This is a genomic window from Streptomyces sp. N35 (assembly GCF_016464295.1).
Lineage (GTDB): Bacteria > Actinomycetota > Actinomycetes > Streptomycetales > Streptomycetaceae > Streptomyces.
The window spans coordinates 104,153-122,867 of sequence record NZ_JAEIMH010000007.1; the positions used below are offsets into that span (position 1 = coordinate 104,153).

The window sequence follows — 18,715 nt, forward strand, 5'->3', positions numbered from 1 at the left end:
GGGGGGGCGGTGGGGGGGCGGCGGCGCCGCCCCCCCCGGCCCCCGCCCCGCTGTGCCCCCCCGCCGAACCGGCGCCGGCCGCGGTATGCCGTACGCGATCGCCCTCGGCCGTACGCGGCGGAGGCGCCGCCACCGAACGGGCCATCCCGCGCGCCACCGCGTCAAGGATCTGTGCGGCGATCTCACGCGACTGGTCGAGGCCCTGGTCGGCGAGCATCTCGGCGAGCCCGCCCGCATAGCCCTGGCCGACGGCGCGGACCTTCCAGGCCCCGTTCCTGCGGTACAACTCCAGGGCCACGACGGCCGATTCGGGGTCGAGATCGGTGATCGTGTAGCTCGCGACCTCGGTGCCGTCGAGCCCGGTGACCGCGACGAAGGGGGCCGCGACCGCGCCGAAGCGGACCGGGCCGCCGACGCCCACGGGCAGCGCGAGCAGCACGTTCACCCGCTCCACCGCGTCCGGCAGGGCCTCCAGGTCGACGGCCAGGCGATGATCCGCCGCGGCCTGCTGCGAGACCTCGAGCCCGGGCAGTTGCGGCGATCCGGGGTGGGCGATCCACTCGACGCCGCGCACCTTGCCCTGCGCGTCGCTCAGCGTGACGCCCGCCACGATCGGCTTGCCTGCGGATACCCGGATCTCCAGACGGGTTTGAGGCAGCGGGGTGTTCTGACCCCGTACCAGCTCGACCGCCATGGTGTTGGTCCCCCTCGTCGCTGCGTTCGGGCGCGGCGGTGTGCCGGCTCGCTTGCCTGGTGCGTACGTGCCTTGGAGCGCGGAAGGCTCCCGGTGGCCGCAGGGGCGCCCGGGAGCCGTGTACCGCGAACTGCCCTCAGAGGTGCGGCAGGATCGCCGGCATCAGGTCCTGGAACGTACGGCCGTTGGCCGGCTGGCCCAGCGCCGTCATCGTCCAGCCGGTGCCATTGCGGTGCACCTTCGCCATGATCTGAGCGGTGTACTGACCACCGCCGTCCAGCGTGTAGCGCGCCATCTCCTGGCCGTTGGTCTCGTCGACCAGCCGGCAGAAGGCGTTCTGCACCTCCTGGAAGGTCTGGCCGGTGAACGAGTTGACCGTGAACACGATCTGGTCGATGTGCACCGGAACGCGTGCGAGGTCGACGAGCACCGACTCGTCGTCGCCGCCCTGACCGGCGCCGCCGACCAGGTTGTCACCGGTGTGCCGCACCGAGCCGTCGTCGCTGACGAGGTGGCGGAAGAACACCACGTCGACCGGCTGCTTGTCCGCGAAGAGCACCGCCGAGGCGTCCAGGTCGATCTCCCGCGTACGCGAGCCGAACAGGCCGCGGCGCGGAGCCGCCTGCCAGCCGAGGCCCATGCGCACCGCGGTCAGCGTGCCCCCGTCGCTCTTCTGCAGGCTGATGGCCTGGCCCTTGGTCATGTTGACCGTCACGCGCTGTCCCCTCTCATCCCCAACTTCATCCCCGCCTGCCGCCTGTGCGTGCGGTTGCCCTGAACCCTACGCAGTGGATCTGACAAGCCCACCCCCGGGCCCGGGGTTTGTGTCGGTCTTGCAACACTCGCGGCGCCTGAAAAGGGACTTCGGACACCGCAAGGGACTTCGCGTGCCCATCGGGCCCTGCTGGAGCCGGCCCGGCCGCCCGGCGCTCAGGCCAGCCCGGCCTCCCGCATCTGGCGCAGCTCCTTCTTCATCTCCGAGACCTCGTCACGCAGCCGCGCCGCGATCTCGAACTGCAGATCCGCGGCCGCCGCGCGCATCCGCTCGGTCATCTCCTCGATCTGCCCGGCGAGTTCGGCCGCGGGACGGTCGGTGGGCGTACCCGGCTCGGCCTTCTTCGCCTTGCCCTTGGCCGCCTTGGCCGGGGCCCCCTTCGCTCCGCCGAGCGAAGGCACCGGGGCCTTGGCGCTCTTGCCGTCCTTACCGCCCTTGCGGTAGCCGCTGCCGAGCAGCTGCTCGGTGTCGACCTCTTCGCGGGCGATGGTCGCGACGATGTCGTTGATCTTCTTGCGGAGCGGCTGCGGATCGATGCCGCGCTCCGTGTTGTACGCGATCTGCTTGGCGCGGCGGCGGTTGGTCTCGTCGATGGCCTTCTCCATCGCCGGCGTGATCTTGTCCGCGTACATATGGACCTGGCCGGAGACGTTACGAGCCGCACGGCCGATGGTCTGGATCAGGGAGGTCCCCGAGCGCAGGAAGCCCTCCTTGTCCGCGTCGAGGATCGCGACCAGGGAGACCTCGGGCAGGTCGAGGCCCTCGCGGAGCAGGTTGATGCCCACGAGCACGTCGTACTCACCGGCCCGCAGCTCCCTCAGGAGCTCGACGCGGCGCAGGGTGTCGACGTCGCTGTGGAGATAGCGGACCTGGATGCCGAGCTCCAGGAAATAGTCGGTGAGGTCCTCGGCCATCTTCTTGGTGAGCGTGGTGACCAGGACCCGCTCGTCGTTCTCGGTGCGCTGCCTGATCTCGTGCACCAGGTCGTCGATCTGCCCCTCGGTGGGCTTGACCACGACCTCCGGGTCGATCAGACCGGTGGGGCGGATGATCTGCTCCACGAAGCCGTCGCCGCGCGACAGTTCGTACTTCCCCGGCGTCGCCGACAGGTAGACCGTCTGCCCGATCCGCTTCTGGAACTCCTCCCACTTCAGCGGCCGGTTGTCGAGCGCGGACGGCAGCCGGAAACCGTGGTCGACGAGGGTCCGCTTACGCGAGGCGTCGCCCTCGTACATCGCACCGATCTGCGGCACGGTGACATGCGATTCGTCGAGGACGAGCAGGAAGTCGTCGGGGAAGTAGTCGAGCAGGGTGTGCGGCGGGGTGCCGGGCGCGCGGCCGTCGAAGTGCATCGAGTAGTTCTCGACGCCCGAGCAGGAGCCGATCTGGCGGAGCATCTCCAGGTCGTACGTGGTGCGCATGCGCAGTCGCTGGGCCTCGAGCATCTTGCCCTGCTTCTCGAGCTCGGCGAGGCGCTCCCCCAGCTCCTTCTCGATGTCGTTGGCGGCACGTTCCAAACGCTCCGGGCCCGCCACATAGTGCGTGGCGGGGAAGACATGGAGCTCCTGGTCGTCGCTGATGATCTCGCCGGTGAGCGGGTGCAGTGTGGACAGCGCCTCGATCTCGTCGCCGAACATCTCGATGCGCACGGCCAGTTCCTCGTAGACCGGGAAGATCTCGATGGTGTCGCCGCGCACCCGGAACGTGCCGCGGGTGAAGGCCAGGTCATTGCGCGTGTACTGGATGTCGACGAAACGGCGCAGTAGCTGGTCGCGGTCGATCTCCTCGCCGACCTTGAGGTGCACCATGCGGTCGACGTACTCCTGCGGCGTACCGAGACCGTAGATACAGGAGACGGAGGCGACCACGACGACGTCGCGGCGGGTGAGCAGCGAGTTGGTCGCCGAGTGGCGCAGCCGCTCCACCTCCTCGTTGATCGAGGAGTCCTTCTCGATGTAGGTGTCCGACTGCGGGACGTACGCCTCGGGCTGGTAGTAGTCGTAGTACGACACGAAGTACTCGACCGCATTGTTCGGCAACAGTTCGCGGAACTCGTTGGCGAGCTGGGCCGCCAGGGTCTTGTTCGGCGCCATGACCAGGGTCGGGCGCTGGAGCTTCTCGATCATCCAGGCCGTCGTGGCCGACTTTCCCGTACCCGTCGCGCCGAGCAGGACGACATCCTTCTCGCCCGCGCGGACTCGGCGCTCAAGATCGGCGATGGCCGCCGGCTGGTCGCCGCTGGGCTGGTACGGGCTGATGACCTCGAAAGGCCGCTCGCTCCGCTGGATGTTCTGGATGGTGGTCTCGGTCTCGGGCCGCATGCAACCACCGTACGACCCACCACTGACAACGGGGCCGGATCGCGGTCAGCGCTGCCCTTCCGGCACCTGCGCTGACCCCTTCGTCACCAGTCCTGGCGGTACTGCGAGCTCCTGCGCGAGGCGCCCACGCTCCGCTGCGCGGCGGCCGGAACGCCCTTGCCGGCCCGGTCGGCGGGCTGCCAGTCCTGCTTCCCCATGATCATCAGGGGATCGAACATCACGACCACGCCGGCGAGCAGCAGGAAGGCGAGCGGGCCGACCATCATGGGCGCGAGCAGCTCGGCGGGCGAGTCACCGGCGACCGCGCCCGACGATCCGTGCAGATGGACGCTGAGCGCCGCCATGCCGGTGTAGTGCATCCCGCTCACGGCGAGCCCCATGATCAGGCTGGCGCCCAGGCTCCACAGGAAGCCGCGGACCTGTGCCGCGCACCAGAGAGCGGCGGTCGCGGCGACCACGGCGATGACGACGGAGGCGGCGACCGTGACGGTGTCGTACTCCAGAGCGCCGCGCAGACGCATGGCGGCCATGCCGAGGTAGTGCATCGAGGCGACGCCGAGGCCCGTGATCGTGCCCCCCGTGAACAGAGCCATGACCGTGGGCCCGCGATAGCCCACGATGAAGACCCCGATGCCGACCATGACGATCGCGACGCCGAGGCTGGCGAAGGTGAGCGACGCGTCGTAGCTGACGGGCGCTTCCTTGACGGTGAAGCCCATCATCGCGATGAAGTGCATGGTCCAGATTCCGGAACCGATGGCCGCGGCGCCGAGCGCCAGCCAGCCGGGGCGCCAGGAGTTGCCCACAACGAGCGATCGCGCGGTGCAGCGCAGCCCGAGGGCTCCGCCCACGCAGGCCATCACATATGCGGCGATCGGGGTGACCAACCCGTAACTGAATCCGTCGACGGTGCCCTGCATGGTGGGATGACCCCTTCGCCCCTTTTGATACGCCCCAGGGGCGCCCCCGCACCCCAAGGCACCGCCGGACAGATGGCCGGTGCTGAGCAGAGATTAAGGCTCCCAGCGGAACGTACGAGCGATTCTCCGGCAAAAACTCATCGGCTTCGCCAACGGCGGACAACCTATGTTCCGTCTTGAGTGGCTCTGTTCAACTTCTGGCCAACCTGCACCTGTTCTCCGTTGCCGCCCAGCTGCCACGCTCGGTCGGTCTTTGATCGCACGACGTGAGGAGTTCTGGTGCACGCACGCACTGCAGCAGCCACGGCCGCCGCTCTCATAGGTGTCGGAGTCCTCGTCCTGCCCGCCTCCGCCGCTCCGGCCCACTCCCCCGCGACGGCGACCGCGAAGGCGAAGGAGACCGCGAAGGCGAAGGAGACCGCGAAGGCGACGGGGGCGGGGCCGGGCTCGGCGAACGCCGCAAAGAGCGACGCCCTCGTCATCGTGGCCCATCGCGGAGCCTCGGCGTACGCCCCCGAGAACACCCTGGCCGCCATCGACAAGGCGCGTGAACTCGGCTTCGCCTGGGTCGAGAACGACGTCCAGCGCACCAAGGACGGCGAGCTCGTGATCATGCACGACGATTCGCTGGCGCGCACCACGAATGTGGAGCAGGTCTTCCCGGGCCGTGCGCCGTGGAAGGTCGCGGACTTCACCGCGGCGGAGATCGCCAAGCTGGACGCGGGCAGTTGGTTCGACGCCAAGTTCAAGGGTGCCCGGGTGCCGACACTCACGCAGTACATGAACCGCGTGGAGCGCAACCATCAGAAGCTGGTCCTCGAGATCAAGAAGCCCGAGCTCTACCCGGGGATCGAGCGCGACACACTGCGAGTCCTGCGCAAGACGGGCTGGCTCGACCGGAACCACGTCAAGCACAAGCTGGTGATCCAGAGCTTCGGCGCGGACTCCGTGAAGTCGGTGCACGCCCAACGCCCGGATATCAAGACCGGGTTCCTGGGCACGCCCGCGGTGGCCGATCTGCCCGCGTATGCGAAGTTCGCGGACCAGATCAATTCCAACCACGGGACGATCACGGCTGACTACGTTTCGGCCATTCACGCTCAGCGCGGTCCGCACGGCAGGCCGTTGGAGATCCTCACCTGGACCGTCGACGACGCGGCGAACGCCCGGCGTGCGGCCGGCTTCGGGGTGAACGGGATCATCACCAACCGGCCCGACGTCGTACGGGACGCCGTCGCCGACTGAGTCCGGAGTCCTGCCGAGTGGCGTCGACGGCCGGGTCCTGAAGTTGAACAGGCCGCTGTCGTCGGCCGAGTCGCGAAGTCGTACAGGCCGCTGTCGTCGGCTGAGCTCGGGCGGCGTTGTCAGTGCCCCGCCGTACCGTGGTGCGCGTGAACATCGAAGGGCAGAACACGCAGACCGCGGGCGGCGGGCAGGCCGCCGTCGAGTGGGCCGTCGTCGACAGCGACATCGGACCGCTGCTGCTCGCGGCGACGGCGGACGGGCTGGTGAACGTGGTCTTCCACGCGCACCCGCGGGTGCGCGACAAGGCGGTGGCGTCACTAGCCGCCAGGTTCGGCGGCGCGGTGACCGAGGCGCCGGCCTCGCCGCGTCTCGCCGAGCCCATACGTCAGCTGCGCGCGTACTTCGCCGGGGAGCTGCGCGAGTTCAGCCTCGACCTGGACTGGACGCTGATCGGCGGCTTCAACCGCCAGGTGCTGCGCGAGCTGAACGACGGCGTACCGTACGGGGCCGTCGTCGGTTACGGGGACCTGGCCCACCGGGTCGGACAGCCGGGCGCCGCCCAGGCGGTGGGCATGGCCATGGGCGCCAATCCGCTGCCCGTGGTGGTGCCCTGCCACCGGGTCGTGGAGAGCGACGGCGGGCTCGGGGGATTCGGCGGGGGTCTGGAAACCAAGCGGAAGCTGCTCGCCCTGGAAGGGGTGCTGCCGGAGCCGTTGTTCTGAATCGGGCGGACGGGGGGCTTCTGGGGCGGGGGTGGACGGTCCAGGAAGGGACGGACCCGGGCACTTCTGAGGCGGAGGTGGACGGAGAGGGAGGGGGCGGACGGGGGCGCTTCTGGGGCAGGGGTGCCGGAGAGGGAGGGGGTGGGCATGGTGCGAGGTGCTGTGGTGACAGATGCTGCGATACGAGGGCGGGGCCTGCGGACCAGGTATCGCCCGCGGATCCCGTGTCCGGCGAACGCCCACCCTGCCGTCCTCCCGACCCCGCCTGGCACACTGCGCCGGTGACCACCACCGAGCCGTCCCCCATGTCGATCACGCCCGAGCAGGTGCCCGCGCTGCGCCGGCGGACCACCGCCGTGCTGATCGCGAGCCAGATCCTGGGCGGGCTCGGAGTCGCCACCGGGATCGCGCTGGCCGCCGTCCTCGCCCAGGAGGTCAGCGGCACCGAGGCGCTCTCCGGCCTTGCGCCGACCGCGACGGTGGCCGGTACCGCGATCCTGTCGATGCCGCTGGCCGCCCTGATGACCCGGCGCGGACGACGGCCCGGACTCGTACTGGCGTATGCGATCGGCGCGTTGGGCGCGGGGATCGTGGTGCTCGCTGCCGCGATCGGGAACTTTCCGCTGCTCCTGATCGGCATGGCCGGCTTCGGTGCCGCGTCCTCGGCCAATCTGCAGGCCAGGTTCGCGGCGGCCGACCTCGCCGAACCGCAGCACAGGGCGCGGGCGATCTCCAATGTCGTCTGGGCGACGACCATCGGCGCCGTCCTCGGCCCCAATATCGCCGCGCCCGCGGGCCGCAGCGTCTCGGGCCTCGGGATACCCGAGGCGTCGGGCGCGTTCCTGTGGGCGGCGGGGGTCTTCGTCGTCTCGGCCGTGCTCGTCGCCGTACTGCTGCGACCCGATCCGCTGCTCGCCGCCCGCGCCCTCGAACCCGAGGCGAACGGCTCGCCGCAGAGCCGCTCGCTGCGCGCGGGACTGGCCGCGGTCGCCGCATCGCCGAAGGCCCGGCTCGCCCTGGTGACGGTCGCCGTCTCGCACACCGCGATGGTCTCGATCATGTCGATGACCCCGGTCGACCTGGGCCACCACGGCGCGGACATCGATCTGATCGGACTGGTGATCAGCGGCCACATCGCCGGGATGTACGCGTTCTCGCCGGTGATGGGCCGTCTCTCGGACCGGTTCGGCCGGCTCTCCGTCATCGCGCTTGCCGTCGCGCTGCTCGCGGTGGCGGCCCTGCTCGCCGGCACCGCGGGCCCGAACCACACCCAGACCGCGATCGGCCTGTTCGTGCTCGGCCTCGGCTGGTCGGCCGGGCTGGTCTCCGGATCCGCCCTGCTCACCGACTCGGTCCCCCAGCCCGCCCGGGCCGCCGCCCAGGGCCTGTCCGACCTGACCATGAACACGGCGGCGGGTGTGGGCGGCGCCGCGGCCGGCCTGATCGTCGCGCAGGCCGGCTACGCCTGGCTCAACCTGATCGCCGCCGTAACGCTGCTTCCGCTGGCCGCGCTCGCGGTGCTCACGCCGCGGCGGTCGCGCCGGTCCAAGGGGACGCCGGACGCGGCGAGCTGACCGTCGGAGTTCCGCACGGAGAGCCGGCCCTCGGAGACGTCAGACGCATCCGAGACGTCGGAGACGCGAGAGGCGTCAGCGGTTGTCCGCGGTGTGAGAGGTGTCCGCGGTGTGAGAGGCGTCAGAGGCTGATGTGGTACGCCTTGCGCAGCGTCTCGTGCACGGTCCACGTCGTACGGTCCCCTTCGCGCAGCACCGCCGCGACGCCCGGCCCGAGTTCGAGGACGTCCCCGCCTTCGACCGCCACGGTCGCCCGCCCGCTCACCACCACGAACAGCTCGTTCGCCTCCGTGTCGGTGACGACGCCCGGCGTGATCTGCCAGATGCCGCGCAGCTGCTTGCCGTCCGGCGACTCCCACAGCACCTTGCCGGTCACCTCGGGCGTGCCCGACACGATCTGGGCGGGGTCGAGCGGTTCGGGTTCGAGCTCGGCGTCCGGGATGTGCACGGCGAAGGAAGCGGGGGCTGCGCTGTCGGCAGCGGCAGCGGTGGCGGTGGCGGTGGCGGTGGCTACGGGATCAAGATCAGTCGTCATGGCCGGTCACTCTAGAGACCCTGGCCGCAGGGGCCTCCGCCGGGCCGTCCGAACCGGCCCGAATACCCCTCCGCACCCCCTGGCCGCCTCCCCGCCCCGGTAGCAGACTCCGCCATGCGCACAGGCCGTACGAGCCACGGGCGCGACCCGCCCGTGGACGCACATCCGCTGCCTAGAGCCGAAGGGACGGCGAGCGATCCATGAGCGGATCCGCCGGAAACAAAGCAGTCGCGTATCTCAAGCCGGGAGCCGTGGAAGTCAGGACCATCGACTACCCGACACTTGAACTCCAGGACGGACCAGGCGTCGCACCCGAGAACGTCGGCCGCAAGTGCCGGCACGGTGTGATCCTCAAGGTCCTCGCCACCAACATCTGCGGCAGTGACCAGCACATGGTGCGCGGCCGCACCACCGCGCCCGAAGGTCTGGTGCTCGGGCACGAGATCACCGGAGAGGTCGTCGAACGCGGTCCCGATGTGGAGACCATCGAGACCGGTGACATCGTCTCGGTCCCGTTCAACATCGCCTGCGGCCGCTGCCGCAACTGCAAGGAACGCAAGACCGGTCTCTGTCTGAGCGTCAACCCGGCACGCCCCGGGGCCGCTTATGGCTATGTCGACATGGGCGGCTGGGTCGGCGGGCAGGCCGAGTACGTCATGGTCCCGTACGCGGACTTCAACCTGCTCAGGTTCCCCGACCGGGACCAGGCACGCGCGAAGCTCCTCGATCTCACCATGCTGTCCGACATCTTCCCGACCGGCTTCCACGGCGCCGTCACCGCCGGGACCAAGGTCGGTTCGACGGTGTACGTGGCCGGGGCCGGGCCCGTGGGGCTCGCGGCCGCCGCGTCGGCGCAGCTGCTCGGTGCGGCCGTGGTGATCGTCGGCGATCTCAACGCCGAACGCCTCGCCCAGGCACGGAGTTTCGGCTGCGAGACGATCGATCTGACCCGTGGCAGCGTGGACGAGCAGATCGCCCAGATCCTCGGTGAGCCCGAGGTGGACGCCGCGGTCGACGCGGTCGGCTTTGAAGCGAGGGCGCATGGTCCGGACGCGCCCGAAGCACCGGCCACCGTGCTCAACTCCCTGATGGGCGCGGTCCGCGCGGGCGGCGCCCTCGGTATCCCCGGCCTCTATGTGACCGACGACCCGGGCGGCGTCGACCAGGACGCGCGCAGCGGCACGCTCAAGGTGCGCCTGGGCCTGGGCTGGGCCAAGAGCCACCGGTTCACCACGGGGCAGTGCCCGGTGATGAAGTACCACCACGGCCTGATGAGGGCGATCCTGCACGAGCGCGTGCACATCGCGAAGGCGGTCAACGCCACCGTGATCGGCATCGAGGACGCCCCGCGCGGCTACGCCGAGTTCGACCAGGGCGCCAGCCGTAAGTACGTACTGAATCCGCATGGAGTGCTGGACGGAGTGCGTCCCGTCTGAGCGGTTGCGCCGCCGACATGCCCGCGGATCCGCAGGGGTGCGCGGGCATGCGCGTGCCGCGACGGTTTGGCGGTCCGCCGCGCTCGCCAAGGATGAAGGGGACACGACGAGTGTGCTCGACGAGGGGAGACGTGCGCGTGCTGGTGGTTTCCGCTGAGGTACGGGACGCGATCGCGGGGCGGCGGCCGGTCGTGGCCCTTGAGTCGACGATCATCGCGCACGGGCTGCCGCGCCCGCGCAATCTCGAAGTGGCCCTGGAATTCGAGCAGTCGGTACGGGAGGAAGGCGCGGTACCGGCGACGATCGCCGTGGTCGGCGGCCAGGCCCGGATCGGTCTGGACAAGCAGCAGTTGGAACGGATCGCGGCCGGTGACAGCGTACGCAAGCTCGGGCAGCGGGATCTGCCGCTCGCCCTGTCGACAGGCTCGACCGGGGCGACCACCGTGTCCGGTACGGCATTTCTGGCCGCGCTCGCCGGTATCCGGATCTTCGCGACCGGCGGACTCGGCGGCGTGCACCGGCAGTGGACCACCACGCAGGACGAGTCGGCCGACCTGGGGCTGCTCGCGCGGACCCGGATCGCGGTGGTCTGCGCCGGAGTGAAGTCGATCCTCGACGTACCGGCGACGCTGGAGCGCCTGGAGACGCTCGGCGTCGCCGTCGCCGGCTACCGCACGGAACGATTCCCCGGGTTCTATGTGGCGGATTCGGGTCAGCCGGTGGACTGGTCGCTGTACTCCCCCGCGGATGTCGCCGCGGTGCTGCGCGCCCAGGACGAACTCGGCGGCCCCGACGCCGCGTTGATCGTCGCCAACCCGGTGCCGGTCGCGGAGCAGCTCGACCCCGCTCTCCACGACCGCGTGCTCGACGACGCGCTGCGGGCCTGCGACAAGCAGGGGGTGACGGGTCAGGCGGTCACACCGTTCCTTCTGGACTTCCTTGTGCGCCGTACGAAAGGGGCCTCGCTGCGGGCCAATCTCGCGGCGGTACGGGGGAACGTACGACTCGCGGCGAAGATCGCGGCGGCGTGGGCATGAGCGGGGCTCGGGGGGCCGGCGACGGCGGGAGCGTGAGCGGGGCTCGCGGAGCCGGCGACGGAAGGAGCGTGAGCGGGGCTCGTGCTGAGCGAGGGCAGGCCGTGGGTGGCGGGACGCCGGTGCCCGGCGGACTGCTCGTTCTCGGCGATGTGGTGACCGATGTGGTGGCGCGCCATACGCTCCCCCTCGCGTCGGGTACGGACACGGCGGCCGCGATACGGACGATGCCGGGCGGCGCGGGCGCCAACGTGGCCTGCTGGGCGGCGTATTGGGGCACCGAGGACGTCCGGTTCGCCGGCCGCGTGGGCGCGGATGCCGCGCAGTGGCATGCCCGGCGGCTGGACGCAGCGGGGGTACGGGCCCATCTCACGGTCGACGAGGAGGCGCCGACCGGCACGGTGGTGTGCCTGGTGAACGGGGGCGACGCGGCGGAGCGCACATTCCTCACGGACAGCGGTGCCGTGTTGCGGTTGCGGCCCGAGGACCTCTCATCCGGCCTCTTCGACGGGATCGCCCATCTCCATGTGTCCGGCTATCTGTTCTTCGCCGAGTCCAGCCGGGCCGCTGCGGTCGCCGCCATCCGTACGGCACGAGCCCGGGGCGCCACGGTGAGCGTGGACCCCGCGTCGGCGGGCTTCCTGGCCAGGACCGGGGTCGATCGCTTTCTGGACGCCGTACGGGGCGTGGATGTTCTGCTGCCCAGCCACTCCGAGGCTGAACTGCTCTCGGGGACGACTGAACTCACCGCAGCCGCATGCCGGTTGAGCCGGACGTTTCCGCTGGTCGTGGCCAAGAACGGTGCGCTGGGCGCCCTGGTGTGCCGCGCGGGGGACGTGGTGGCGCGGGTGCCGGCGACGTCCGTGGAGGCGGTCGACACCACCGGCGCCGGTGATGCTTTCACGGGCGCGTTCCTGGCCGCGCGACTCACGGGGGCAACCGCCGAGAAGGCGGTGATCGAAGGGTGCCGGGCGGGAGCGGTCTCAGTGGGGAGGATGGGCGCACGGCCCCCGCGCGATGCACCAGGAGCTCGGGCCGGCGAACAGTGGCGGCCGACGGGGCCGGCGGCCCGTCGGGGGGGGGCGGGGGGTGGGGGGGGCGGGGGGGGGGTCCGGGGGGGGGGCGGGGTCGGGGGGCCGGGGCCCCCCGGATGCGGAGCGCGGGCGGTGGATCCGGGGCGCGGGCGGTCTTGAGGACCAGTGACCGCCCGCGGCGGAGGGAGTCCGGCAGTCCAGCAGTTCGGAGTCCGGCAGTCCGGCAGTCCGGCAGTCCGGAGTCGAGCCTGCGGAGTCCGGCCCGCGGAGTCCGTCGTCGGAATCAGGGCTTGCGGGCTCGGGCCTTGCGGGCTCGAACTCGGGCCTCGCGGACTCGGACTTGCGGAATCACGCCTTGCGGACTCGGACTCGGACTCGCGGAATCAGGCCTTGCGGCCCCAGGCCGAGATCATCGGTGAGGTGGCCAAGTCCATGGAGCCGCCCGCGACGTTGGCCAGGTGGCGTTCGACATCGGCGTCGGTGGCGTAGCCGGCCGCCACCAGTTTCTCGCGCACCTGCTGCACCGTCGCGAGCTCCAGCGCCGCGCAGGCCGGTGAGGACACGGGGAAATACGCGTCCGCCTCGACCTGCGAGAGCCCAGCCTCGCGCAGCAGCCGGGGCAGTCTGCGGCCATACGTGAGGTCGGCGCCGCGTTCGGCGAGCAGCGCGCGGAAACCGTGCCGCAGACGGTTCGCCAGCTGCTGCTCAGGGCCGTGCTCGTCGGGGCAGATCAGCGGCTGCAGCGCCGGATCCGCGTCCTCGACCAGCAGTCGGCCGCCCGGCCGCAGCGCCCGGACCATGGAGCGCAACGCGCGCTCCCGGTCCGGCACATGGACCAGGACCAAGCGGGCGTGCACCAGGTCGAACCCCTCCCCCGGCGGCTCCTCGGCGCCGACGTCATGGCGCAGCACCTGGACCGGCGGGCGTGCGGCATCGGCCGCCCACGAGATGTCGATGTCGGTGGCGAGTACCCGCCCGGTCGGTCCGACCTTCTTCGCCAGCCAACCGATCACGGAGGTGCCGCCTGCGCCCACCTCCCAGACGCGCCAGCCGGGGCCGACGCCGAGGCGGTCGAAATGCCGGAAGGTGGAGGGGTCGAAGAGAGCCGAGAGCGCGTCGAAGCGCTGTCCGGCCTCGGCCTGGCGGTTGTCGAGGAGGTAGCCGTCGGTTCGCGTCATGGGGCCGATCATCCCAGTTGTCATGGTCTGGGAGGGTTCTTGTGCAGGGTCGGCGGGCGGAAAATTTCGGGGCCGAGCAGTTCGCCGCGGAAAATTCCGGAGCGAGCGGAACCTCGTCCGGCCGAGCGGTGTATCCCATGCATGAACACGATTCGCGTGGACAACAGCCGCCGGCTCGGCGCTCGCCTCGGGGCCGTCGTGGCGCTGCTCGGCGTCCTGGCCCTGACCGCGTGCTCCGCCGGGTCGCCTCCCCGGGAGGATCGCGCCGGCCAGGCAGGCCCGGAGCGCCCTGGCGGGAAGAACGGGAAGAACGGGAAGAGCCATACGAGCGCAGGAGCCGAAGTCGCGGACGCCGTACGGACGGTGAAGGGCGGCTGCGGCGAGACGGAGATACGAGAGGGGACGCCGCCGGAATGGAATCCCGACCCCGCGGGGTTCTCGGATGCTGCGGACGGTCTGCCCTATGTCGTCGGGGCGCACGACCAGATCATGGGGTACCTGTGGGAGCACCCCATGACGCCGAAGGCTGCCGCTCTCCGCGACGGGGGCGACGGAGGCGACGGCAACAAGGTGCTCTGGTACGTGCGTTCGGCGCGCGACGGGAAGCCGCTGACGATACGGGCGCATCCGCACGGAGCGGAGCGGCCGGTCGTGAAACTGTCGGTCCCTGCGGACTCGGGTCCCGGCGAGATCTACCCCTCAAATATAGCCGTACCTCGTCCCGGCTGCTGGACGTTCGAGCTGTCCTGGGCCGGACACCGGGACGAGGTGGACCTCAAGTTCCTCGCGGAGAAAGGGGCTTCATAGACGGGCGACGGGCGGGGGCAGACGGGGTCGGACCGAAGGCGGGTCAGGCCGAGGGCGGTCAGCGCTTGGCGTAGACGCTCTCCACCCAGGTGGCGATCTGGTCCTCGGAGAGGTGCTTGGCGAGGTCGGCCTCGCTGATCATCCCGACGAGCCGCTTGTTGTCGATGACGGGCAGCCGGCGGATCTGGTGGCTCTGCATCTCCTCGAGCACCTCGCCGACATCGGCTCCGGCGTCGATCCAGCGCGGTGTGCCCTTGGCCATCTCGCCGGCGGTGGTCTTCGCGGGGTCGTGCCCCATGGCGACACATCCGACGACGATGTCACGGTCCGTGAGGATGCCGCAGAGCCGTTCGTTCTCGTCACTGATCGGCAGGGCGCCGACATTGAGGGTGCGCATCAGCTGTGCGGCGCGGTCCAGGGTTTCATGGGCGGGGATCCACTGGGCCCCGGGGTGCATGATGTCTGCGGCGGTGGTCATGGGATACCTCCCGGTGTCCGGCAGAACCGGCGCGGCACGGGCGGCGCCGCGGGGACCGGCGGAATCATTCTCGTCCGGGGGCATGAGGGGCGCACCTGGGGGACGACTGCTGGCTACGGTGCGTGACGAATGAGGCGGTGCCAGTCCCCCAGGTGCTCGCCTCGCAGGAACGCGTCGATACGGGCAGCCCCGTCAGCCGTTCCAGGCCGGATGGCGGGGGTCGTCGGCACGGATGAGCACATCGGCCGTCTCCTGCGGGGTGGCCTCCTGCTCGTAGCGCTCGAAGGCCGGCAGCGTCCAGCGCTGGTCCTCCGGGGTGCGTCGGCGCAGTGAACCGGGTCCGAGGCGGATATGCACCGAGAGATCGAAGGGGAACCAGCGGCCGAGCAGCAGCGGACCGTGCAGCAACAGCACACCACCGGAAGGGAGTTCGACAGGGGCACTGCGCGTCGCCCGGTCGGCGACCGGATCCCACAGGTCGGGCAGCACGCGCCCGCTGCCGCCGGGCTCCAGCGGGCCGAACACCTCACGCCACAAGGCACTTGTGTCGAACCAGCCGTCCACATAGGAATCGGGGTCCTGATGGCCATGCTCATAGCGAAGTGACGCCGGGCGCAGAAAGCCCTCGGCAGCGACCACCAGCGGAGAACGGCCGCGGACACGCAGCGCCTGCGCCAGAGCTTCGGCCAGCTCTCCTGTGCCCGCGGCCGGCGCTCCGTCCAGGCCGATGCGCAGCCGGTCGCCGCCGTCCTGCGCCTTGAGGGCGAGCACGCGGTCGGCGAGGGCTTCGGTCAGGCGGTCCCAGGTGATCGGTTGGAGTCGCACGGAGGCCATGATGCCGTGCGGCACGGAAGCATGGCCCCGAGGGGCGAGACGCTCGCGTATGGGGGTGCGCGCCTGGTCGATGGCCGGAGGGTGGGAGCAGGGATTTCACTTGTGGTGACACCGGCGGCCGTGGAAGATCGGCGCGGTTGCCGTGCCGATCGCGGTCACCGTCGGCCGGTGCGACCAACACCCTTTACCCACACTGGAGTTGCCATGATCGAAGGACCGTTCTTCGCGCTGACCCTGCTGGCGGCGCTCGGCTGCGGCCTGATAGCCGGTGTGTTCTTCGCCTTCTCCACCTCGGTGATGAGAACACTCGGCGCGCTGCCGTGGAAACAGGGCCTCACCGCGATGCAGAAACTCAATGTGCTGATCATCAACCCGGTGTTCCTCGGGGTGTTCGTGGGTACCGCGGTGCTGAGTGTCGTGGTGGCCGTGATGACCTTTGTGATCTGGCCCGACGAGGGAGCGTGGGAGCTGCTGATCGGCTGTGCGCTGTATCTGGTGGGCTGCTTCGGGGTGACGGTAGCGGCCAACATTCCGAGGAACGACGCGCTGGACAAGCTCGACCCGGAGTCCCCGGAGAGTGCCGAGCAGTGGCAGACCTACGTCAAGGAGTGGACCGCCTGGAACCACGTACGCGGCGCGGGAGCGCTCGCGGCCTGCGCGGCGCTGGTGCTGGCGCTGGCCGCGTGACGGTCGCGCGGACGGAGCGGGACGGGGCGCGATCGTGAGGGTCCGGCGTCGGGCGGTTTCAGGGTCGTGAGGGTCCGGCGTCGGGCAGGTTCATGTTGGTGGTCGTGAAGGGCCGGCGTCGTGGGAGTTCGGGGCCGGTGGCGGGCATGGTGCCGTAAGAGGTCCGGTGGTGGGCATCCTTCGTACGAGGCCGTCGGTCGTGACAGGGCGTCGTCCGTGAGACGGCGCCGTCCGTGACCGGGCGTCGCCCATGAGAGGCCGTCTTTGAGAGGTCCTCCTTGAGGGGTCACTTGAGGAGTCGCCTTCGAGGGGGCCGTATTGAGGTTCCGGGCGGGAGGTCTGCGGCGATGGCGCGTTCGCGTGCGGGGGACGGCTCGTCCAGCTCGGCGTCCAGGACCAGCCGGACCCCGCTCAACGCCTCCGACCTGGTCGCCGTCGAGCCTCGGGGGCGGCGGCACTGTGCGGAGTGCCGTACGGGACCGCTCGCGCTCCTCGTCATGGCGGACGGCGCCCCGCACTGTCTGGACTGCGCGGACCTCGGGCATCTGGTGTACCTGCCGCGGGGCAACACCGCTCTCACCCGTCGGGCACGGGAGGGCAGTTCGCTGTCCGTGGTCGTCGTCCGGCGCAACAGCAAGCGCCGGCGGTACGAGCGCCAAGGCGTCCTCGTCGAGGAGGCCGCCCTCGCCCTGGCAGAGCGGCGCTGCCTGGCCGACGCCGAGGCCCGGGCCCGGCGGCGGGAGCGGGACGCGGTACGCAGGGCGGAGCAGGATGTGCGGTTCACGGCGGCGTTCGCCGAGGAGGTGCGGCGGCTGTTCCCGGGATGTCCGCGGGACCGGGCCCGTGCCGTGGCCGAGCATGCCTCGGTGCGGGGCAGCGGACGGGTCGGGCGCAGCGCGGCGGGCCGGGCGCTCGACCGGGGCGCGGTCACAGCGGCGCTGCGGGCGGCGGTGCGCCATGTGGACACGGAGTACGACACGTTGCTGATGTCGGGTGTCCCGTGGGCGGAGGCTCGTCGCAGGGTGTCACCGGAGGGCGGCGCCCCCCTCGACGCCCCGCGCCCGCCCCCCCGCGACTCCCCCCCCCCCCCAGGGGTGCCACCGGCGGCCGCCCCCCCCCGGACCGCCGGCCCCGGACCGGCAGACGCCCCCCCGCCCCCATAAGCCGCCGCCGACCGCCAAACCCCAGCTCCCCGCCGACCGCCGACCGCCGACCGCCAAGCCCCGGCTCCGGCTCCGGCTCCGGCTCCGGCTCCGGCTCCGGCTCCGGCTCCGGCTCCGGCGCAACCCCAGCCTCAGCCCCAGCCCCAACTCAACCCCGTCCCCCCCCTACCCCCCCCCCCTAAAGCCACCCCCCCCCCCCCACACCCCCACCCCCCCCCCCCCCCAGAACCCCCCAATGTCCTCGACCGCCCCCGTGAAGTAGCCCTCGTAGTTCCGCCGGGTGACATAGCCCAGGTGCGGAAGGCCCAGGAAGTTCGGGGCGGTACGCAGCGGGTGGTCGGCCGGCAGCGGTTCGGTGTCGAAGACATCCGACCCCGCACCCGCGATCCAGCCCTCGCGCAGCGCCAGCACCAGCGCCTCCTGATCGACGATCGCGGCGCGCGAGGTGTTGACCAGGTACGCCGTGGACCGCATCCGCTTCAGCTCGGCGGCACCCACCAAGCCACGCGTCCGGTCGCTCAACTGCACATGCACGGAGACGAAATCGCTGGACGACAGCAGCTCGTCGAGCGACCCGGCCAGGGTGACACCGACCTCGTCCGCCCGGGCCGCCGTCAGGTTCTGGCTCCACGCGGCCACGTCCATCCCGAAGGCCTGTCCGACGCGCGCCACCTTGGCCCCGATCTTCCCGAGCCCGATCAGACCGAGCCGCCGCCCGTGCAGATCCGCGCCGAGCGTCGACTGCCACGGACCACCCGTACGCAGAGCGCCCGCTTCCGCCGTGACGGACCGGGCCAGCCCGAGCAGCAGAGCCCAGGTCAGCTCGGCCGGCGGCTCGGAGTTGCTGGGCGTCCCGCACACCGTCACACCACGGCGAGCCGCGGCCGCGAGATCGATGGAGGCGTTGCGCATCCCGGAGGTGATCAGCAGCCGCAGCGCGGGCAGCCGCTCGAACAGGGCGGCAGGAAACGGTGTCCGCTCCCGCATCACCACCACGATCTCGCAGTCCCCGATCTCCGCGGCCACCTCGTCGGGCCCGTCCAGATGACGCCGTACGAAACGCACGTCGACCTCGTCCGCGAGGCGCGACCAGTCACCGAGGGGTTCCGCCACGCCCTGGTAGTCGTCGAGCACCGCACACCGCAACCTGGCCATGGCCACCCCTGTCCGTTCCGCCGTACGCCGGCCGATACGCCGGCTCCGCCACCGTACAAACGAAGATCCCCGTTCCCTCGCGAGACCCCCGTGCAGCGCATGGTGCCGAGCCCGAAGACCCGA

Annotated in this window: 18 protein-coding genes; 9 read left to right on the forward strand and 9 right to left on the reverse strand. The window is 71.0% G+C overall.

What is annotated here, in order from left to right:
- The 4 genes from JAO81_RS06220 to JAO81_RS06235 all read right to left on the reverse strand — a co-directional run.
- Positions 1-694 (reverse strand): TerD family protein (locus JAO81_RS06220; RefSeq protein ID WP_199546742.1); only part of this gene is annotated, 694 nt, incomplete at its 3' end.
- A gap of 136 nt (positions 695-830) precedes the next feature.
- Positions 831-1,409: a TerD family protein gene (locus JAO81_RS06225; RefSeq protein ID WP_199546743.1), complete on the reverse strand. Its 579-nt coding sequence runs from the start codon at positions 1,407-1,409 to the stop codon at positions 831-833.
- Between the two features lie 215 nt (positions 1,410-1,624).
- The gene (uvrB, locus tag JAO81_RS06230) at positions 1,625-3,790 is read right to left on the reverse strand and encodes an excinuclease ABC subunit UvrB (protein WP_199546744.1); all 2,166 of its coding nucleotides are present in this window, start codon (positions 3,788-3,790) and stop codon (positions 1,625-1,627) included.
- An 83-nt stretch (positions 3,791-3,873) separates the two neighbouring features.
- A complete protein-coding gene (locus JAO81_RS06235; RefSeq protein WP_199546745.1) occupies positions 3,874-4,710 on the reverse strand; it encodes an MHYT domain-containing protein in 837 nt (278 codons plus the stop codon).
- Positions 4,711-4,989: 279 nt separating this feature from the next.
- On the opposite strand from JAO81_RS06235, the gene JAO81_RS06240 reads away from it, so the two are divergent.
- From JAO81_RS06240 to JAO81_RS06250, 3 genes are all read left to right on the forward strand, one after another.
- Entirely contained in the window at positions 4,990-5,955 is a 966-nt protein-coding gene (locus JAO81_RS06240; protein WP_199546746.1) for a glycerophosphodiester phosphodiesterase family protein, read from the forward strand.
- A 146-nt stretch (positions 5,956-6,101) separates the two neighbouring features.
- Positions 6,102-6,677 (forward strand): methylated-DNA--[protein]-cysteine S-methyltransferase, encoded by a 576-nt coding sequence (locus tag JAO81_RS06245; protein WP_307813178.1) that lies wholly within the window; start codon positions 6,102-6,104, stop codon positions 6,675-6,677.
- Positions 6,678-6,982: 305 nt separating this feature from the next.
- A complete protein-coding gene (locus JAO81_RS06250) occupies positions 6,983-8,251 on the forward strand; it encodes an MFS transporter (RefSeq protein WP_199546805.1) in 1,269 nt (422 codons plus the stop codon).
- Positions 8,252-8,372: 121 nt separating this feature from the next.
- Here the strand turns inward: JAO81_RS06250 and JAO81_RS06255 are convergent, their stop codons facing one another.
- Positions 8,373-8,786, reverse strand: a complete 414-nt coding sequence (locus tag JAO81_RS06255; RefSeq protein WP_233414971.1) for a cupin domain-containing protein — start codon at positions 8,784-8,786, stop codon at positions 8,373-8,375.
- Between the two features lie 200 nt (positions 8,787-8,986).
- Between JAO81_RS06255 and fdhA the strand changes: the two genes are divergently transcribed.
- From fdhA to JAO81_RS06270, 3 genes are all read left to right on the forward strand, one after another.
- Positions 8,987-10,222, forward strand: coding sequence for a formaldehyde dehydrogenase, glutathione-independent (gene fdhA, locus JAO81_RS06260; RefSeq protein ID WP_199546748.1), 1,236 nt, complete (start codon positions 8,987-8,989; stop codon positions 10,220-10,222).
- A gap of 137 nt (positions 10,223-10,359) precedes the next feature.
- The gene (locus JAO81_RS06265; protein ID WP_199546749.1) at positions 10,360-11,259 is read left to right on the forward strand and encodes a pseudouridine-5'-phosphate glycosidase; all 900 of its coding nucleotides are present in this window, start codon (positions 10,360-10,362) and stop codon (positions 11,257-11,259) included.
- Positions 11,260-11,327: 68 nt separating this feature from the next.
- The gene (locus tag JAO81_RS06270) at positions 11,328-12,449 is read left to right on the forward strand and encodes a PfkB family carbohydrate kinase (protein WP_307813180.1); all 1,122 of its coding nucleotides are present in this window, start codon (positions 11,328-11,330) and stop codon (positions 12,447-12,449) included.
- 224 nt (positions 12,450-12,673) lie between these two features.
- Here JAO81_RS06270 and JAO81_RS06275 read toward each other — a convergent pair whose 3' ends face one another.
- Positions 12,674-13,468 (reverse strand): methyltransferase domain-containing protein, encoded by a 795-nt coding sequence (locus JAO81_RS06275; RefSeq protein WP_199546751.1) that lies wholly within the window; start codon positions 13,466-13,468, stop codon positions 12,674-12,676.
- Positions 13,469-13,609: 141 nt separating this feature from the next.
- On the opposite strand from JAO81_RS06275, the gene JAO81_RS06280 reads away from it, so the two are divergent.
- On the forward strand, positions 13,610-14,275 hold the full coding sequence (locus tag JAO81_RS06280) for a hypothetical protein (RefSeq protein ID WP_199546752.1): 666 nt from the start codon (positions 13,610-13,612) through the stop codon (positions 14,273-14,275).
- Between the two features lie 58 nt (positions 14,276-14,333).
- Here the strand turns inward: JAO81_RS06280 and JAO81_RS06285 are convergent, their stop codons facing one another.
- Positions 14,334-14,753 carry a CBS domain-containing protein gene (locus JAO81_RS06285; RefSeq protein WP_199546753.1) on the reverse strand — a complete coding sequence of 140 codons (420 nt, stop codon included), beginning with the start codon at positions 14,751-14,753 and terminating at the stop codon, positions 14,334-14,336.
- A 192-nt stretch (positions 14,754-14,945) separates the two neighbouring features.
- The gene (locus JAO81_RS06290) at positions 14,946-15,578 is read right to left on the reverse strand and encodes a uridine kinase (protein WP_199546754.1); all 633 of its coding nucleotides are present in this window, start codon (positions 15,576-15,578) and stop codon (positions 14,946-14,948) included.
- A gap of 213 nt (positions 15,579-15,791) precedes the next feature.
- Here JAO81_RS06290 and JAO81_RS06295 point away from each other — a divergent pair, with 213 nt between their 5' ends.
- On the forward strand, positions 15,792-16,274 hold the full coding sequence (locus JAO81_RS06295) for a DUF1772 domain-containing protein (RefSeq protein ID WP_199546755.1): 483 nt from the start codon (positions 15,792-15,794) through the stop codon (positions 16,272-16,274).
- A 347-nt stretch (positions 16,275-16,621) separates the two neighbouring features.
- Positions 16,622-17,437, forward strand: coding sequence for a DUF2293 domain-containing protein (locus JAO81_RS06300; protein ID WP_199546756.1), 816 nt, complete (start codon positions 16,622-16,624; stop codon positions 17,435-17,437).
- Between the two features lie 165 nt (positions 17,438-17,602).
- Here the strand turns inward: JAO81_RS06300 and JAO81_RS06305 are convergent, their stop codons facing one another.
- Complete coding sequence (locus tag JAO81_RS06305) at positions 17,603-18,592, reverse strand: D-2-hydroxyacid dehydrogenase family protein (protein ID WP_199546757.1); 990 nt, start codon at positions 18,590-18,592, stop codon at positions 17,603-17,605.
- Positions 18,593-18,715: the final 123 nt, after the last annotated feature.

Excerpts from the sequence above, each read along its gene's own strand:
- JAO81_RS06275 (WP_199546751.1), bottom strand. The coding sequence starts at position 13,468 with ATGACGCGAACCGACGGCTACCTCCTCGACAACCGCCAGGCCGAGGCC.
- JAO81_RS06285 (WP_199546753.1), bottom strand. The coding sequence starts at position 14,753 with ATGACCACCGCCGCAGACATCATGCACCCCGGGGCCCAGTGGATCCCC.
- uvrB (WP_199546744.1), bottom strand. The coding sequence starts at position 3,790 with ATGCGGCCCGAGACCGAGACCACCATCCAGAACATCCAGCGGAGCGAG.
- fdhA (WP_199546748.1), top strand. The coding sequence starts at position 8,987 with ATGAGCGGATCCGCCGGAAACAAAGCAGTCGCGTATCTCAAGCCGGGA.
- JAO81_RS06280 (WP_199546752.1), top strand. The coding sequence starts at position 13,610 with ATGAACACGATTCGCGTGGACAACAGCCGCCGGCTCGGCGCTCGCCTC.
- JAO81_RS06250 (WP_199546805.1), top strand. The coding sequence starts at position 6,983 with ATGTCGATCACGCCCGAGCAGGTGCCCGCGCTGCGCCGGCGGACCACC.
- JAO81_RS06255 (WP_233414971.1), bottom strand. The coding sequence starts at position 8,786 with ATGACGACTGATCTTGATCCCGTAGCCACCGCCACCGCCACCGCCACC.
- JAO81_RS06300 (WP_199546756.1), top strand. The coding sequence starts at position 16,622 with ATGGCGCGTTCGCGTGCGGGGGACGGCTCGTCCAGCTCGGCGTCCAGG.
- JAO81_RS06235 (WP_199546745.1), bottom strand. The coding sequence starts at position 4,710 with ATGCAGGGCACCGTCGACGGATTCAGTTACGGGTTGGTCACCCCGATC.
- JAO81_RS06305 (WP_199546757.1), bottom strand. The coding sequence starts at position 18,592 with ATGGCCAGGTTGCGGTGTGCGGTGCTCGACGACTACCAGGGCGTGGCG.
- JAO81_RS06295 (WP_199546755.1), top strand. The coding sequence starts at position 15,792 with ATGATCGAAGGACCGTTCTTCGCGCTGACCCTGCTGGCGGCGCTCGGC.